Origin of the sequence: Butyricimonas sp. DFI.6.44 (assembly GCF_022132345.1) — a bacterium.
GTDB lineage: Bacteria > Bacteroidota > Bacteroidia > Bacteroidales > Marinifilaceae > Butyricimonas > Butyricimonas muris.
In genome coordinates this window covers 1-16,467 of sequence record NZ_JAKNJD010000009.1, presented here as the reverse complement: position 1 = coordinate 16,467, position 16,467 = coordinate 1, and the positions used below count along the sequence as shown (strand labels likewise).

Sequence of the window (16,467 nt, the reverse complement as noted above, 5' to 3'; positions counted from 1 at the left end):
GTCCATAAAGTCATCTTTCTGACCTTACAGACCTTATGGACTTTAGACCTTACGGACTATTCTGTATATCTCTCGATCGTTTGTCCCCGGTCGGGTCCCACGGATACAATCTTGATAGGCACTCCGGTTTCTTCTTCAAGGAAAGCCAGATAATTATTAAATTCTTCCGGAAATTCATCTTCCGAAGTCATTTTAGTCATATCGCATTTCCATCCCGGCAATTCGGTATAAATCGGCTTTACACCTTCCGTGATATCATAGGGGAAATAATCAACTTCCTCCCCGTTTACCTCGTAAGCCACGCAAGCCTGTATCGTGTCAAAGGAGTCCAACACATCACTCTTCATCATGATCAGTTGAGTCACCCCGTTAATCATGATGGCATATTTTAAAGCTACCAGATCTACCCAACCGCAACGACGTCTGCGTCCGGTTACGGAACCGAACTCGTGTCCCAAGTCACACAATTTCTCGCCTGTTTCGTCACTCAACTCTGTCGGGAAAGGTCCGCTTCCCACGCGGGTACAATATGCTTTAAAAATTCCGTACACTTCACCGATACGATGGGGTGCTATTCCCAACCCGGTACAAGCACCGGCACATACCGTATTGGAAGAAGTCACAAAAGGATAAGAACCGAAATCGATATCTAACATCGTTCCCTGTGCACCTTCCGCCAAGATTGATTTCTCGTCATCCAAATATCGATTTATTTCATGCTCGCTATCCACGAGTTGGAATTGCTTCAAGTATTCAATACCTTCCATCCATTCTTTCTCCATCCCCGTCAGGTCATAAGAGAAATTCAAACTTTTCAATATCTGTTCGTGACGAGCTTTTGCCCGAGCGTATTTATTCTCGAAATCATGCAGGATATCTCCCACGCGCACACCGTTACGACTGATTTTATCCGTGTATGTCGGTCCGATACCTTTTCCGGTAGTCCCCACTTTCGCATCCCCTTTGGCTGCCTCGTAAGCTGCATCCAACAACCGGTGCGTCGGCAGAATCAAGTGTGCTTTCTTTGATATATGAAGTTTCTTTTTGAGATCATGTCCGGAAGCGGCCAAAGCCTCGGCCTCCGCTTTAAACAAAGCTGGATCAACTACCACTCCGTTACCGATAATATTCACCTTATCCCCTTGAAATATCCCGGACGGGATGGAACGAAGTACATATTTCTGCCCTTCAAATTCAAGTGTATGACCGGCATTAGGTCCTCCTTGAAAACGAGCCACGACATCATACCTAGGGGTCAGTACATCAACCACTTTCCCTTTTCCTTCATCTCCCCATTGCAATCCCAACAATACATCTACTTTCATCTGATATAATTTTAACTTCTTAAAAAACAAACATGCAAAAATAATATTTATTTCTTTCCCGCCAACTTGCAAGCGTGACAAATCCCATAAATATAAAGCATGTGATGATGCACGGAAAAATCATATTTCTCCTCCACGTGTTCCACGATCTCCTCCAAGCGGGAATCCGAGAACTCTTCCACTTTTCCGCATATCTTGCACACGATATGCTCATGCTTCTTGTTATTATAAGCCCGTTCGAACTGCGCAATATTATTCCCGAATTGGTGCTTGATAACCAATTTACATTCCAACAATAAATCGATCGTGTTATACAAAGTGGCACGGCTTACCCTGTAGTTCTTGTTCTTCATAAAAACGTACAGGGATTCGATATCAAAATGCCCGGCATGTGAATAAATCTCATCCAAAATGGCATACCTCTCGGGCGTCTTCCGATGTCCTTGCTGTTGCAGGTAAGTGGTAAAAATCTCTTTTACCGTCTCCTTTATTTTTTCCATTGAGTCCAAAGCTAATTCAATTTACAACATGGCTAAGTTACAACTTTTATCCGAAGAAAACTCACTATTTAGACGAAATTTAATTTAGACTTCCAAATTCTCCACTCTTGAAACGTTCTCGACGCCCTTCAGAGAAGAGATTTTCATCATTAAATTGTTCAAATCGGCAGTGTTATGCACGTAAAGATGAATCATTCCCTCGAATATCCCGTCTTTCGTTTCAAAATGCACGGTACGCATATTCACGTTACTCTCTTTCGAGATAATCATCGTGATATCGCTGACGATTCCGATACTGTCAATCCCGTTCAATTTAATTACCGCAAGGAAAGACATGATCTTGTGGCTAACCCACTTCACCGGGACAATCTTATCCCCGTAACTGGACATCAGTCGTATGGCTTCCGGGCATTTACGCTTGTGCACGGTGATCTTATCTCCCTCGATCTTCATCCCGACTACATCATCACCGGGAATCGGGTGACAACAAGGAGCAATGATAAAATCCGAAGCATCTTCCGTCACGTCATTAATGATCTTCCCTTCTTCTTTCTCGACCGGGGCTTTCTCTTTATCGCTTTTGAAGAACTGCAATTTCCAGTACTTCACGAATTTATTCTCCGACTTTTTCTTCAATGCCTTCCGCACGTCTTCGACACTCAAATTCCCTTTCGCCAAACTGACATAAAGATCATCTTTATTATCCAATTTCAGATGCAACAGAGCCTTGTTCAGGTTCTCCGTACCAAAAGGCAATTTCATATCTTCCAACAAGTTCTCGAACATCATCGTTCCGATCTTCACCTGTTCCTTTTTCTCCCGACGGAAAATCATCAATATATTATTCCTCGCCTTTGCCGTCACGATAAAGTCCAACCAATCACTCTGCGGCTTCTGTTTATCACTTGTCAACACCTCCACCTGATCCCCGCTTTGCAGCACGTGGCTCATCGGCACCAATTTATGATTGACCTTTCCACCGATACAGGAGTTCCCGATCTCCGTGTGAATGTCATAAGCAAAATCCAACACGGTCGCTCCCTTCGGTAAGGTTCTCATATCTCCCTTAGGAGTGAAAACCCGAATTTCTTTAGCGAAAAGATTTAGCTTGAACTCGTCCAAGAACTCCAAAGCATCCGTTCCGGGCTGTTCCAGCATCTCTTTAATCCCCGCCAACCATTTATCCACCTCGTTGCTTGCCTCGGCATTATCACCTTTATATTTCCAGTGGGCTGCTAACCCCTTTTCCGCGATTTCATCCATCCTACGGGAACGGATTTGCACCTCTATCCATTTACCTCCGGGTCCCATGACCGTCAGATGCAATGCCTCGTAACCGTTTGCCTTGGGTACACTCACCCAATCCCGGATTCTCTCCGGCTTCGGGCTATACATATCCGTAATCAAAGAATAAATATTCCAGCATTGCCATTTCTCCGGCTGATTGTCCTTGGGATCAAACACGATACGCACGGCAAGTAAATCATAAATTTCCTCGATAGAAATATGCCTGCGCTGCATCTTAGACCACACCGAATACACGCTCTTTGTCCGGGCGGTGATATCATACTGGTAACCGCTTTCCGTCAGGCGTTCCCGAATGGGGGCTATGAACTGTTGGTATAACCCGGTATTCTCGTCCCGGTAAGCATGAATTTTCTTTTCCAGCTCCTGATATTCAAGCGGATTTTCGTATTTTAAACTCAAATCTTCCAACTCCGTCTTGATGGCGTGCAATCCCATCCGGTGAGCCAAAGGAGCGTATATATATAAGGTTTCACTGGCAATCTTTACCTGCTTGTGTTCCGGCATGGCATCCAACGTGCGCATATTGTGCAAACGGTCGGCAATCTTGATCAGAATAACACGTACATCATCCGCCAGAGTCAGTATCATTTTCCGAAAACTCTCAGCCTGCTTGGTGGTATCACTTCCCATAACTTCACTGATCTTGGTCAACCCGTCCACCAAAGAAGCAATCTTCGCCCCGAACAAATTGGCAATATCCTCTACCGTGTAGTCCGTATCCTCCACGACATCATGCAATAACGCGGCGATAACCGACTTGGTTCCCAAACCGATCTCTTTAGCCGCAATCTTCGCTACCGCGATCGGGTGCAATATATAAGGCTCCCCCGACTTCCGTTTTACCCCTTGATGAGCTTCCCGGGCAAACTCGAAAGCCGTGCGAATTAATTTTATACTCTCTTCTGTCGTTCCCTTTCGCAAAGATTGTAACAAATCCTCGAAAGCCGCGTTAATCATTTCCTGCTCGTTCATAACCATCTCCAATTTTAGATTTATTGATTTCAGATTTTAGATTCCTGCCCACTCCTGTCCCTCGAATCATAAATCATAAATCATAAATCGTAAATCATAAATCGTAAATCTTATATTTCTATATGCCGCGACACCACATCCGCCTGCATAAATAAAGCTGCCATTTTATCAAACATCCCTCCTTTTTCAGTGGTAAGGAACTCCACTTGTCCCCCTCGTGAAAGCATTCCTTCCATTTCAGGATGACGATATAAATAATCCTTCAAACTCCGGGCCACGATCTCTCCCTGCTGAATAACTTTTACTCCCCGAGGAATAAAACGGTCAATTACCCCGCGCAAAAGAGGATAATGTGTACATGCCAGTACAACCGTATCAATCATGGGATCTGCCTGCATTAAAAGATCTATATATTTCTGCACAAAAAAAGCTGCCCCCGGGGAATCAATCTCGTTATTTTCAACGAGAGGCACCCACATCGGACAGGCTTGTTGCGTCACTTCAAATCCTTTTCCAGAATGGATTTTCGCTATTTCAAGCAAATAAGACTCGGAAGCCACCGTACCCGAGGTAGCAAGTACACCGATATGCCCGTTACGCGTAAAATCAGCGACCGCCTCCACGCTAGGTCGGATGACACCCAACACTCTCCGTCCGGCATCTATCCGCGGTAAATCGACTTGTTGTATTGTCCTTAACGCCTTTGCCGAAGCCGTGTTACAGGCAAGGATAACCAATCGGCATCCCATATCGAACAATTTCAACACCGCTTCCCGCGTGTACTTGTACACCACGTCAAAAGAACGTGTACCGTAAGGGGTACGAGCGTTGTCGCCCAAGTAGATATAATCATACTCCGGCATCTCTTTCACAATATCTTTCAATATTGTCAACCCCCCATAACCAGAATCAAACACCCCTATCGGACTATGCATATATCTAAATTTATTTAAATTAATAGCTGCTAATATACTTTTTATTCGCAATTAATGCAAAAAAAAAGCCGCCTTTCGGGCGACTTTATTTACTTTATATATACGATTATTGAAGTCCCAATTTTTTCTTTACCAAGGGCAATACATCTTCGCTATTATCAGCGGCATACAATAAAGCATTCTGGGTAAAAATATAAGTAAAACCATTCTCTTTACCTACTTCTTGTGTAGCTTTCTGTATTTTATCCATGATCTCACCCATCAATTTATTGTAAGTTTCTTGCATTTGTTGATCGGCTAACTCCCGGAAACTCTGGATTCTCTCTCCCAGACTTCTGATTGACTGCTCTTTATTAGCACGAGTCAATTCTGAATATGTTTTTTCATTCGCCTGATATTCTTGAATCTCCTTCTGGTAATTCTCGGTCATTGATCTTAATTCTTTTTCAATCTCTGCCTGTTTTGCTTGTAATTCAGCTTCAGCTTTCTTAGTTTCAGGCATTATCGCCATCACTTTTTGCACGTCAAGATGACCTAATTTGATCGGTTTTGCCGTTTGAGCAGAAGTAGCAAATGCTACAAATATAAATGCCACCAAGGCAAATAATTTAATTGTATTCTTCATAATGTTTGTCTTTAAAATGTCTCACAAAAATAATAAAATTAATTTCCCATTCCTAGCCTGCATACATAATGTATGCTATAATTTACAATTTATGATTTACAATTTATGATTCAAGTGAAAAATTAATCTAAAATCTGAAATCGTAAATCTAAAATATTAGAATTCTTGTCCCAACACAAAGTGGAATTGTGAACCACCGACACCGGAGCGTCCGGGTACATCATCAAATCCATATCCCCAGTCGATACCGAGCAAACCGAACATCGGCAGGAATACGCGCAAACCGACTCCCGCGGAACGATACAAGTTAAACGGTTCGAAATCCTTCAGTTCGTACCACGAGTTACCTGCTTCCAAGAACCCTAAAGCATAGATCGTTGCCGACTGAGCCAAAGAGATCGGGTAACGTAATTCAAGCGTGAACTTGGAATACAAGCTGGCGTCAGACCCTTGCGGAGCCATAAAGCTGGAACCCGCATTCGTCAATGATCCGTTCTCGTAACCGCGCAAACCGACATATTCACGTCCGTACAAACTATAACCGGACATTCCGTCACCTCCCATCTCGAATCCCTCGAACGGAGACTTCCGGTTTTTATCATAGTGTCCCAAATAACCGTACTGGGCAGAAGCATAAAGTACCAAAGGACGTTTCTCGCTATGAGTCAGAGGAGTGAAAATCTTTCCACTGAATTTCCATTTGTGGTACTCGATCCACCTGTATTTAATCTGATCTTTCTCTGCCTCGAAATGACGGCTGGAGAACAAAGAATAAGGCGGAGTCAATGCCAACGAGAAGGTAAACTCACTACCTCTTTTCGTGAACAAGGGGTTATCAATAGAACTCCGTTTGATCACCGTGGCGATAGAAAGGTTGTTCGAATTTCCGTTACTAAATATATAGTAAGGCCAATTCTTCAACTGATATCTCTGGAATGAAATCTCGTTATACATCGTGAACCAGTCATCCGGCCACTTGATACGACGTCCCAATCCCACGCTGAATCCATAAGTAAGCATCAACTGACGGGTGTCGTAATAGTCGGATGCGTTCGCCGCCTGAGCGTAATAAGAATTCCGGTAACTGCTGGAATAACCTGTCTGACGAGAGAAATACAAAGAAACACTCAACGAGTTCGGTTTCTTTCCTCCCAGCCAAGGTTCACGGAATGATAAACTGAATGAAGTATAATATTTACCGTTCGTCTGGGCCTTCAAACTGAACGTCTGACCGTCACCCTGCGGAAGAGGACGATAAGTATCCCAATTAAAAATATTACGGATAGAGAAGTTCGTGAAGGTCAATCCTACCGAACCGATGATCATACCGGCTCCCCAACCTCCCGAAAGCTCGATCTTATCATTCGCTTTCTCGACTAACTTGAATATGACATCCGTTGCTCCCGCTTCCTGATTAACATTCACCAAGTCCGGTGCTATTTGTTCCGGATCGAAATGTCCCATATTCGCCAATTCACGTGCGCTTCGTATAATATCTTCACGGCTGAACAACTCACCCGGGTACACGTACAATTCCCGACGAATCACGTGCTCGTGCGTACGGTTATTACCTTGAATAATCACCTTGTTAATCGTGGCCTGAGTACCCTCGGCAACACGGATTTCCAGATTGATAGAATCTTCACCCGCGATAGTTTCGATCGGCATCAGACGAGAGAACAAATACCCGTTATTTTGGTATATATTGGATACGGCATCCTCGTCCGTGGTAATACGTTCGTTCAAGTACTTACTATTATATACATCTCCTTTTTTGATATTCAATATACGGCTCAACGTCTCTGAATCATATATTGTATTACCTACCCAAGAGATATTATTGAAATAGTATTTATTTCCTTCCTGCACATCGATATAGATCTTCACCCGTTTCGGGGATATCTGGACAACACTATCAGAAACAATCACCGCGTCGCGGAAACCTTTCTCGTTATATTTATCGACAAGATGATACTTATCTTCGTCATAATTCTTCTCGATATAATTTGACGATTTAAAGAAATTAACCAATGATTTTTCTTTCGTCTTCTTCATGGCAGCTTTCAGACGACCGTCTTTCATTTGTTCGTTTCCGTTAATGATAATGTCGGCAATCTTTATTTTATTGTGTTTCTCCACGATGACATCCAGAACCACGTAATTCTTCTCTTTTGGATCATCCCGTTGAATAATCTTGATATTCGTGTTATAATATCCTTTCTCTTTCAAGTATTTCTCGACTTGGCTTTTCAAGGTCGTCTTCATGAAATCCGTGACCTGCGACCCAACCCCCAAGTTCATTTTTTCCTTAATCTTGTTTTCCTCGGATTTCTTCAAACCGATGTAATTGATCTTCGAAAGCTTATGTCGTTCCTGAATGTACATGGTCAAATATACCTTGTCATCTTCAATCCGGTCGACAGCAATGGATATATTCGAAAACAAACCTTGATCGTAAAGCCTCTTGATCGCTCTCGTTATCGTTTCACCCGGAATTTGAATAGGCATTCCTATCGTCAACCCGGCTATGGATGCCAACCCGTCATAATCTCCGCCGACAACCTTTACCCCTGCCAATTCATAGGTCTTCGGGGAAGAATAATAGATATCAACTTGTTGCTGCACAGTATCTGCAACTTGAGCTTTTGCTCCACAAATACACAATATAAATATTAATACAAGCGTTATTTTTCCTGTCATTTGAGTCACTTTTTTAGTTGCTCTCCGGTCATACCGAATCGTCTCTCTCTTTTTTGAAAATTACGAATGGCCAAATATAAGTCTTCTTTTTCAAAATCAGGCCAAAATTTATCAAGAAAATATAGTTCAGTATACGCTAATTGCCATAAAAGAAAATTACTGAGCCTACATTCACCGCTCGTACGAATCAATAAATCCGGATCAGGAATCCCCGCCGTTGTCAAATAATCGGAAAAAACATCCCCTGTAATCGCCTCTACATCTTTCACTTTACCCGTCTGGCAATCTTTTGCCAACTGTTTCGCGGCATTCAATATTTCCCACCTTGCGCCATAACTTAGGGCAAGCACCACCGTCAGATGATGATTGGAAGCAGTCTGCTCTATCAACCCGTTCAACTTTTGCCGCACCTTGTCCGGCAAATCCGTCAAATTCCCGATAGCCCGAACTTGTATACCCTCTTTCATCAAATTATCCGTTTCAGCGACGATAGCATCCACCATCAAACCCATCAAAACATCCACCTCCTCTTTCGGCCGATTCCAATTCTCTATCGAAAAAGCGTATAAAGTCAAATACTTCACTCCGGCATTCCCGGCAGCCTCAAGAACTCTCCTCACGGCCTCCACGCCTTCCTTGTGTCCTTCCCATCTTTCCAATCCCCGCTGTTTTGCCCATCTGCCATTTCCATCCATAATAATTGCCACGTGCTCTGGTATATTCTCTCTACTCATAATAATCATACATTCTCGTTCTTCAACTCATTATTTAATAACGTTTTCCTTATCTTTATATTACTTGTTTTTCTTTAATCACGTAATCGCCAATCATTGAATCACTAAATCTTCTTATTCCTCTTGTCTTCCCCCCAGTTCAATTTATTTCTCAACGTCTCGTAATAACTATGCCCGGGCATCTTTACCACGTTTATTTTGAAATCACCGGAAGAGATAAATAATTCGTAATGATCCGGCACTGTCCGAGTTCGGGAATCGGCACTCACCATAAAATCACCCGAACGACTTTCCACTTTCAGACGAATCTTCACGTCACCGGGCAAAATCAAAGGACGCATATTCAAGTTATGCGGGCTTACCGGGGTAATAATCAGATTATCCGAACTCAGGGAAATAATCGGACCGCCACAACTCAAAGAGTAAGCCGTCGAACCGGTAGGAGTTGCCACTATCAAGCCGTCCGCCCAATACGTCGTGAGATATTCCCCCCCGATATAAGCGTGTACCTTTAATAAAGAAGAGCGTTCCGTTTTCTGCACGCTAATCTCGTTCAGAGAATAATTAAAATTAGAGAACGGATTGTCTTCCATTTCCAATTTCACCAAAGCTCTCTGCTCTACCTCGCATTTCCCGGCACACAACCACTGTATAGCCTGAGGAATCTCCTCTTGGGCGATATTGGCAAGGAATCCCAGCCTACCGCTATTTATACCAAGCACGGGTACCCCGGAATCTTTCACCCGGACTGCTGAATCCAAAAAAGTACCGTCCCCCCCGACACTAAATAAAATATCGGTATCCGGCTCCAAATCCGTATCATAGAAAGATTGAAAATAAGAATGAACATCCCACCTCTCACTCAAGAAATCAAAAAACGGCCGATAGCAAGACAACTTCACGCCACGCTCATCCAGATCACGTAACATTTGCTTGAAATAAGGAAAAAAATCCTCATGGATCACTCGTCCGTATATAGCCACTCTATTAATTTTCAGACACATCTAATTTATTTTAGATCTTAAATTTTAGATTCCACCTCCACGAACCAACTCTCTTTCAATTCTAAACTTTAAATTTTCTACATTTCCATAAACTTAATCAACTGCCCATAGCGGTCACGCAATTCATCATTGACATCTTCACCCAGCACAAAAGTACTTTTTATCACGTAACGATAACGGACAAAGGTATCCAGAATCGGTTCAATCCTAGGCGTATTCACCTTGACAGTAATATCAACCTTGTTCGAGTCCGGGGTGCATGTCACGAAACAACTCAACACCTTGGCTTCATTATATTCCACGATCTGCGCCACCTCGGCCAACGAATAATCAATTTTATTCACCTCCAACACGATAATCCCACCCGCATCATCCACGCACAACATTTTTTCCACGCTATGCAAAATATCCGACAACAAAATAGCACCTTGATAAACCTCTTTCCGGCTTAAAACAGGAACTATTGACAATCCCAAGGAAGACGCGACCTCGATCACGTGATAAATATGCATATCATCGTACACGAATGTCGATTCTCTCGGTATCTCCAAACTATTGATCGGATCATTCAAACACCCGTGCGCGTACATGATTTCATCTGATAACAAACCCACGTAAGAACTTCCTTCAACCACCGGCAAATGGGATACCCGGAACAAATCCATCCACCCCAGTGCTTGGGCGCATGTATCGTTCTTTTTCAATACCGGAACCACATTCGATAATAATCCTTCTGCTATCATATTCTTTAAATCTCCAAATCACTCAATCAAGAAATCGTTTAATCCATTTCTCGCCCTAAAGATACATTTTTTTCTCTATTCAACTCCTCCATTAAAATAATTTTCGATTTTCAATATTCGATTTTCAATTATTCCTATATTTGCCGCGTAAACTTTAAAACAGTATAACACCATGTTACCAAAATTTCTAATTGCGGACAATTCCCAAGAAGCACCCGATCTCGTGTACGTGGTGCACACGGAAAAGCCTCAATGTATTATCCAATGTGACATAGACGGTTTCTACAGCAACCAAAAAATTTACTGGATTGACGAAGAACCTCTTTGCACGGACGATATCGAGTCTCTACTTGAAGAAGCAGAAGATTTCTTTGAAACCGAGCTAGAAAATCAAGAAGAACTATATGACGAAGACGACAACTAATTGCCGTCTTCGCCATGTTACAAGTTACAGGTTCACAAGTTACAGGTTCACAAGTTACAGGTTCACAAGTTACAAGTTCAAAAAACAATAACAACAAACCTGCAACCTGCAGAGCCGAAGGCTCAACTTGTAACCTGTAACACAAAAAGTAATAAATTGCTTTTTGTAAAAAAATTCGTAACTTGCCGGATTATTACATAACCTACAAACCCGAAATTATGTACACGAAAAGTGATCTCAAGCAATTTAAGCGCAGGGGGATTAAGCCCGAACAAATTGATAGCCAACTTGAAAACTTCAAGAACGGTTTCAATTTTGTGCAAATCCGAGATGCGGCGACAATAGGTAACGGGATCCATAGTCTGAATGACGAACAGGCTGATGAATTCATTCGCATCTTCGAGGAGAAAAGAAACACATTGAAAATCATGAAGATGGTTCCGGCATCCGGTTCCGCTTCTCGCATGTTCAAAACATTAAATTCATTTTTAAACACCTACACGGGAAGTGACGAAGACTACCTGAATTTCCGGTTGCACAAAGAACCGGGAAGCATATTCTCCTTCTTCGAAAAACTAAAAGAGTTTCCCTTTTACACCCACTTGAAAGAAGCTCTCTACAAAGACCGTTTCGATCTGGACAAACTTCTCTGGAAAAACGAACTCATCACGATATTGGAATATATCTTGACGAATAAGGGATTAAACTATAATTCCACGCCCAAGGGACTGATCGATTTCCATATATATAAAGATCACATCCGTACCGCCGTGGAAGAACACTTGGTTGAAGCCGCCCTTTATGCCAATGACGGCAAAATGGCACATATCCATTTCACGGTATCCGAAGAACACATGGGCAAATTCAAAGCCCTCTTGAAACACGTGCTCAAAGATTACCAGAAAAAATTCAATCTCAAGTACGACATCACGTTCTCCATCCAATCGCCCTCGACCGATACGGTCAGTCTGGATTCGAAAGGAGACCTGCTACGGGACAACGATGGTAACATCGTATTCCGCCCGGGGGGACACGGTGCTTTGATTCACAACTTGAACGATCTGAAAGAAGACCTCATCTTTATCAAAAACATAGACAACGTTACTCCCGATCGCAACAAGGCAGACACCGTGAAATACAAAAAGATACTCGCCGGGGTTCTGTTAAAAACACAAGCCAGAATCTTCGATTACATGAAGATTTTGAACAAGAAAAGCAGTATTACCGAAGAGAATCTGAACGAAATCGAACAATTTATCTATGACAATCTCGGTTACAAACCCAAGGAAGACCTCGTTCACCCTAATTTGAAAGAAAGGGCAAAATACTTGAAAAACCTGCTCGACCGTCCATTACGGGTATGCGGGATGGTTAAGAATGAAGGTGAACCCGGTGGCGGTCCCTTCTGGGTGGAAGATGCTGAACACGGGAAACGCTTGATGATCGTGGAAAGTGCACAGGTGAACCAAAAAGACAAGAACCAGAAAAAAATATTCACCCAATCGACCCACTTTAACCCGGTAGATATCGTGTGCAGCACGTATAACTATAAAGGTAAAAAGTACGACCTGAAAGACTTTATTGATAACACGCAAGGATTCATTACCAGTAAATCTTTCGAGGGAAAAGACATACAAGTACAAGAACTTCCCGGGTTGTGGAATGGAGCGATGGCAAACTGGAATACCGTGTTTGTTGAAGTTCCGCTATCCACCTTCACCCCGGTAAAAACCGTCTTTGACTTGTTACGTTTCGAACATCGCAATGTGTTCAAAATCGAATAAAATAATTATGATTTACGATTTATGATTTACGATTCTTTTTGAATGAAATCATAAATCATAAATCGTAAATCTAAAATCATAAATCTAAAATCATAAATTCGTTCATGGAGAAGAAAAAAAACTATCTACTACTAGTGCTGAGAGGATGTGCCATGGGTGCTGCCGACGTTATTCCCGGCGTATCAGGGGGAACAATAGCATTTATCACCGGTATCTACGAAGAATTAATCAATTCCATCCGTTCCATTGACTTACAGGCATTGCGTCTTTTGGGAACATTCAAATTCAAAGAATTTTGGAAGCATATCAACGGTAATTTTCTGGTTTCTGTGGTCGCAGGAATCGCGATATCTATATTCTCGTTGGCAAAATTGATGAAATATCTACTAGAATTCCATCCTCTCTACATCTGGTCTTTTTTCTTCGGGCTCATTATAGCCTCGGCACTACTCGTTTCCAAAGAAGTAAAAAAATGGGATTTGTTTGCCATCACCTCGTTGGTCGTGGGAGCCGTTGTCGGGTACACGATCACCGTGCTAACCCCCACCAGCACACCGGAAACATGGTGGTTCGTCCTCTTATCCGGGGCTATCGCCATCTGTGCCATGATCCTTCCGGGAATATCGGGAGCGTTCATACTATTATTATTAGGTAAATACGAGTACATCATCACCGCCGTGAGCGACTTCAATATCGGAATATTACTCGTGTTTTTGGTAGGAGCTGTTGCCGGAATTATATCCTTCTCGCACTTGCTCTCGTGGTTATTGAAAAACTACCACAGCATGACTGTCGCCCTATTGACCGGCTTCATGGTAGGTTCCTTAAACAAAATATGGCCTTGGAAACTTACCGACACGGAATTAATTAACGGCACTTCTTTCGAGATCGAGAGAAACGTTCTCCCGGGTACTTTCGAACAAGCGGGAAACGATCCGCTCACGTGGCATGTACTCTTGATGTGCCTTGTCGGTTTTCTCCTCATCTGGGGGATTGAAAGATTGGCCGTAACACTAAAAAAATAGTTCATAAAGTTTATAAGGTTCATAAAGTTCGTAAAGTAGAAACACTATATTCAAACCTCGAACTGCAATATGACTTTATAAACTTTATAAACCTTATAAACTTTACAAACTCATGAATCTTTTCGGTCTCCTCGGTTTCCCATTGGGACATTCGTTTTCCAAAACCTATTTCACGGAAAAATTCAAAGCAGAAAAAATAAATGCCGAATTTCGGAATTTCGAATTGGAAGATATCTCCCGAATGTTCCGAATTATCGAGGAAACTCCTGACTTGAAAGGATTCGCTATAACCATTCCCTACAAAGAGAAGATCATCCCTTTCCTCGACAATATCAGCGACGAGGCACGGGCTATCGGTGCCGTCAACTCGGTAAAAGTCGAGCATACGCCTGCCGGCTTCTCCCTCACCGGGCACAACACGGACATGGCAGGATTCCGAGATTCATTACTTCACTTCATCCCCCATGTGCCGGAACGGGCATTCATCTTGGGCACCGGGGGAGCGGCAAAAGCCGTCAAATATGCCTTGACCTCTCTGGGTGTTGCCGTCACTTCCGTCAGCCGTACCCCCACGGGAATAGAAATCGGTTACCCGGAAATCATCCGTCAACTGGACAAAACCCCTCTGATTGTCAACACCACCCCGCTCGGAACATGGCCGCACGTGGAAAATTGTCCCCCAATCCCCTATGAGCACCTCACGCCCAATCACTATCTTTTCGATCTAGTTTACAACCCCGCCGTTACCACTTTCATGCAAAAAGGCATACAACAAGGAGCCAAAGTCCACAACGGTCTGGAAATGTTGCATCTCCAAGCCGAATACTCATGGAAAATCTGGAACTCTTGATACAAGTATCCTAAAATCATCCCAAGGTAATCCTAAAGTAATACTACCTCTACATAGCTACAACCTACTTACAAGCCTCTTACGTCCCCGTCGGTAAACAATCCTGTAACCGAGTTAAAAGTGTTTTGTAAGCAAGTTGAGATAGTATCACCCTAGGATTACCTTAGCTTCTCGATGAAATCACACTGAAAATCAATCGCATTTCCAAGGATATAATACCCCTCTTTCGTAGCCCTGCCAGACCTTCTTCAGAGCATAAATACACGGGAATATTTCTGCTCTATTTGAGAAACGAAGAGGCTCTGGAGAGGAGAGATTATTACCTTAGTAATAGGGTTGGGATACGGGCTATTAAGGGCTACATACACATCTTTTTTCACGTTAAAAGAGATTATTAATCCAGATAGCTATAAATGAAAAATTTCCTAAAGCGGAGAGAGTAACTAGCTCTCCCTCTGTTTATAGAGGGCAACTGGCGAGTAAGCGAGAACAGACAGAGAGCTTGCTCGTTGTCTGTCGAACAAGAGCCAGTTCGAGACCGGTTTCCGGACTCAATACCCCGAAGGGGGGAGGGAGTTCTTGGATTTAGTGATTCAATGATTGCCGATTTAGCGATTAACGAAGCGTTGGCAAGTGGGGAGAAATCATTCAATCTAAAATCAATCAATCAATCACTTAATTAATAAACTCCTCCGGCACTTCGTGCCACCTCCTCTATAAACAGAGGAGGAGCTGGAATACAGTCTACAACGCAAGAAAAGTAACCTGTAACTTGCCGAAGGCAAATGCAACCTGTAACCTGCAACTCGCCAAAGGCGACTATCAACATTATCTTTATTTGCTTGAATTTTATTTATTATTCCCTTTTTCCGGTTATCACAAACGGATCTTAAAAATGATCGAGAATAGTACCACAATTTAATCCCGGACTTTATGTGAATCTTTTCATTTTCAATTTTCAATTGTTATTCCTACCTTTGTGTACAAGCTAAACGGTATATTATGGAGATCAACCTAAAGAGAAAACTCCCGATAGGGATACAGACATTCGAGAACATCCGGCGCGAAAACTACATGTACGTGGATAAGACAGCACTAATGTGGCAAATTGCAAACAACGGAAAACCTTATTTCATGAGCCGTCCAAGACGCTTCGGGAAAAGTCTGTTATTATCTACTTTCGAGGCGTACTTCGAGGGTAAACGGGAATTGTTCGAAGGGTTGGCGGTAGAGAAACTGGAGAGCGAGTGGAACACGCACATCGTGCTACACCTTGATTTGAACGCGGAGAAGTATGACCGACCGGAGGCGCTGGACGCGATACTAAGCAATCGACTTACACGATGGGAAGCTGATTACGGGAAAGGAGAGAATGAAACGACTCTTTCACTGCGGTTTTTCGGGATAATCCGCCGGGCATGCGAACAGACGGGACGAGGGGTGGTCGTGCTCGTCGACGAATACGACAAGCCTCTCTTGCAGGCTCTAGGAAATATGCCGTTGCTGGAATATTACCGCGATACGCTGAAAGCGTTTTA

At 42.9% G+C, this 16,467-nt stretch carries 14 protein-coding genes; 5 read left to right on the top strand and 9 right to left on the bottom strand.

The features are described 5' to 3' along the window. Nucleotides 1–56 precede the first annotated feature (56 nt). The 9 genes from L0M98_RS13055 to L0M98_RS13015 all read right to left on the bottom strand — a co-directional run bounded on the left by L0M98_RS13055 (nt 57) and on the right by L0M98_RS13015 (nt 10,846). Nucleotides 57–1,325, bottom strand: coding sequence for an adenylosuccinate synthase (locus L0M98_RS13055; RefSeq protein ID WP_227216694.1), 1,269 nt, complete (start codon nt 1,323–1,325; stop codon nt 57–59). Between the two features lie 47 nt (nt 1,326–1,372). Beyond that, a complete protein-coding gene (locus tag L0M98_RS13050; protein WP_099293947.1) occupies nt 1,373–1,825 on the bottom strand; it encodes a Fur family transcriptional regulator in 453 nt (150 codons plus the stop codon). An 84-nt stretch (nt 1,826–1,909) separates the two neighbouring features. Beyond that, nucleotides 1,910–4,105: a RelA/SpoT family protein gene (locus L0M98_RS13045; RefSeq protein WP_227216695.1), complete on the bottom strand. Its 2,196-nt coding sequence runs from the start codon at nt 4,103–4,105 to the stop codon at nt 1,910–1,912. A gap of 110 nt (nt 4,106–4,215) precedes the next feature. Beyond that, complete coding sequence (gene murI / locus L0M98_RS13040; protein WP_099293950.1) at nt 4,216–5,040, bottom strand: glutamate racemase; 825 nt, start codon at nt 5,038–5,040, stop codon at nt 4,216–4,218. Nucleotides 5,041–5,146: 106 nt separating this feature from the next. Next, nucleotides 5,147–5,665: an OmpH family outer membrane protein gene (locus L0M98_RS13035; protein ID WP_099293951.1), complete on the bottom strand. Its 519-nt coding sequence runs from the start codon at nt 5,663–5,665 to the stop codon at nt 5,147–5,149. Between the two features lie 156 nt (nt 5,666–5,821). Continuing rightward, nucleotides 5,822–8,365, bottom strand: coding sequence for a BamA/OMP85 family outer membrane protein (locus tag L0M98_RS13030; RefSeq protein WP_227216696.1), 2,544 nt, complete (start codon nt 8,363–8,365; stop codon nt 5,822–5,824). A gap of 5 nt (nt 8,366–8,370) precedes the next feature. Continuing rightward, a complete protein-coding gene (locus L0M98_RS13025) occupies nt 8,371–9,099 on the bottom strand; it encodes an isoprenyl transferase (protein ID WP_186978485.1) in 729 nt (242 codons plus the stop codon). Nucleotides 9,100–9,203: 104 nt separating this feature from the next. Continuing rightward, nucleotides 9,204–10,103, bottom strand: coding sequence for an NAD kinase (locus L0M98_RS13020; RefSeq protein WP_227216698.1), 900 nt, complete (start codon nt 10,101–10,103; stop codon nt 9,204–9,206). A 77-nt stretch (nt 10,104–10,180) separates the two neighbouring features. Beyond that, nucleotides 10,181–10,846, bottom strand: a complete 666-nt coding sequence (locus L0M98_RS13015) for a CBS domain-containing protein (protein ID WP_099293957.1) — start codon at nt 10,844–10,846, stop codon at nt 10,181–10,183. A 172-nt stretch (nt 10,847–11,018) separates the two neighbouring features. On the opposite strand from L0M98_RS13015, the gene L0M98_RS13010 reads away from it, so the two are divergent. From L0M98_RS13010 to L0M98_RS12990, 5 genes are all read left to right on the top strand, one after another. Next, nucleotides 11,019–11,270, top strand: coding sequence for a hypothetical protein (locus L0M98_RS13010; protein ID WP_099293959.1), 252 nt, complete (start codon nt 11,019–11,021; stop codon nt 11,268–11,270). Between the two features lie 218 nt (nt 11,271–11,488). Continuing rightward, complete coding sequence (locus L0M98_RS13005) at nt 11,489–13,054, top strand: DUF4301 family protein (RefSeq protein ID WP_227216699.1); 1,566 nt, start codon at nt 11,489–11,491, stop codon at nt 13,052–13,054. Between the two features lie 104 nt (nt 13,055–13,158). Further along, nucleotides 13,159–14,079, top strand: a complete 921-nt coding sequence (locus L0M98_RS13000; RefSeq protein ID WP_227216700.1) for a DUF368 domain-containing protein — start codon at nt 13,159–13,161, stop codon at nt 14,077–14,079. Between the two features lie 112 nt (nt 14,080–14,191). Further along, on the top strand, nt 14,192–14,929 hold the full coding sequence (locus L0M98_RS12995; RefSeq protein ID WP_186978488.1) for a shikimate dehydrogenase family protein: 738 nt from the start codon (nt 14,192–14,194) through the stop codon (nt 14,927–14,929). A gap of 1,002 nt (nt 14,930–15,931) precedes the next feature. After that, a partial coding sequence (locus tag L0M98_RS12990; protein ID WP_227216701.1) for an AAA family ATPase occupies nt 15,932–16,467 on the top strand: 536 nt, incomplete at its 3' end.